This is a genomic window from Mesorhizobium sp. M7A.F.Ca.US.002.01.1.1 (assembly GCF_004022955.1).
GTDB lineage: Bacteria > Pseudomonadota > Alphaproteobacteria > Rhizobiales > Rhizobiaceae > Mesorhizobium > Mesorhizobium ciceri.
Map to the genome: position 1 here is coordinate 1 of NZ_RZQE01000773.1, position 1,859 is coordinate 1,859.

Annotated in this window: 1 protein-coding gene and 1 pseudogene; one reads left to right on the top strand and one right to left on the bottom strand. The window is 59.2% G+C overall.

Annotated features, from left to right (window positions below; all coding sequences use genetic code 11):
• Positions 1-181: pseudogene (locus EN932_RS38570) on the top strand (hypothetical protein); the annotation flags it as partial.
• 261 nt (positions 182-442) lie between these two features.
• Here EN932_RS38570 and EN932_RS35280 read toward each other — a convergent pair.
• The coding region (locus tag EN932_RS35280) for an EAL domain-containing protein (RefSeq protein WP_128369480.1) at positions 443-1,859 on the bottom strand (1,417 nt) is incomplete at its 5' end.

A 1,859-nucleotide genomic window follows, 5' to 3' on the forward strand; every position in this document is an offset into this window, starting at 1 on the left:
GGTAAGGATCAACGCGATGAATTTGGGAATGGCAATTCAGTTCGTGGCCAATGCCTCGGTGCTCGGTTACGATGTCCGTTCGGCGATGGTCTTCTACGGCGAACCGGGAACGCCAAGCCTCAGGGCAAATGACTGCGATCGATTGTGGACGCAATTTGGTGCCGCGCTCCTTCGCCCATAACGCCGGACGCTTTTGGCTATCTTCAGCTGTCTGGAGCTAACAGCCCATGCCGCGCCACCGGACCGTCGGATCATGAGATCTGAGAGACCTGACGAGAAATTTGCTTTCGGTCACTTCACCGGCACGCAGAGCCGGTCGGGCACTTTGGGGACAAGGGTGGCGGTGGGTTTGCCGATGCAAGTGCAGTGTGCTCGAGCCAATTCGCGACTGGGCGCCGGTTGAACCGCTCGGCCTGCCTGCCTTACCGCGCGAGGCATGACCTTACCCCACGGCCAACCATTTGCGCGATTGGGCAAACGCCGTGAAGGCCTTGGCGTCCATTGGGCGGCCAAAAACATAGCCCTGCAGAATATCGCAACCAAGCTCCTTCAGGATGCGCGCGTGATCATTCGTCTCGACACCCTCGGCAATGACTTCGATGCCGAGCGATTTGCCGATCTCAATGATCGACGAGACCAGCTGACGCTGCGGGATCGACTGGGTGACGGGCGTGATCAGTTGGCGGTCGATCTTGAGCCGGCGCGGCTGCAGCTTGAGCAGGGACACGATCGAGGCATGGCCGGTGCCGAAGTCATCGATTTCGATGTCGATGCCGAGTTCCTTAATGTGCTCCAGGTTCCAGGTGACCAGGTCGTCATTCTCATCGAGGAAGATGGACTCAACCAGCTCAAACGACACCGTGCCCTTCCTGATGGCAAGCTTGCGCAAGCCATCGATCAGATCCTTGTCCTCCAACCGCTTGGCGGAGACATTGACCGAGACGTGCGGGATCTTGAGACCGCTGTTCGACCATTGGTCGAAACTCTCAAGCGCCTGTTCCAGGACAGCGCGATCGATGATTGCCACGACGTTGAGTTCTTCGGCCACTTTGAGATAGCTTTGTGGGGCCAGGATGCCGCGTTCGGGATGCTTCCAACGCGACAAGGCCTCGACCCCGACGATCTCAAGTGTCCTGGCGTCGAACTGCGGCTGATAGTATGTTGTGAATTCGGCGCGCTCCAACCCGCCCAGGATTTCGTCGGCAATTTGCTTGGTCCGCACGATCTCGCTTTGCAGCTCTTCGTCAAAGAATTCGTGTCGGTTGCGACCGCTTCCTTTCGCCCGGTAAAGAGCGAGGTCGGCGTTGACGAGCAGTTGCTTGGCGTCGGTTCCGGCGGCAATTCCGATGCTCACCCCGAACCGGCACGGGTTGCCCTGAAAATCGACCGGTTGGCGCATCTGCGTGATGATGCGGTCGCCGAGCGCGGAAAGTTGCTTGTCATCACGTCCATGGCTCACCACGACGAACTCATCACCGCCGATGCGTGCAACAAAATCACCGGGACCCGTGTTGACCTTGATGACCTTGGAGGCGTGCACCAGCATGGCGTCACCGGCTGCGTGGCCGAGTGTATCGTTGATCTGCTTGAAGCGGTCGAGGTCCAGATGCAGCAGCGCTGTGCGGGTCCCCGTTACGCTTTTTTCGGCAAGCAACTCATCGAGATAGCGGCGGTTGGGCAGGCCGGTCAGCGGGTCGTGCAGCGCAACATGCTCTACATGCGCCTTTGCGACCTTGAGTTCGGCATTTTTCGATTCCGACAGCTGGCGCTCTCGAATGAGCGTCTCATTGAGCAGCACGTCGCTGGTGACGTCCCACTCGGCGCCGATCATCTTCGGCGTGCCGCCGATGTCCTGGAAG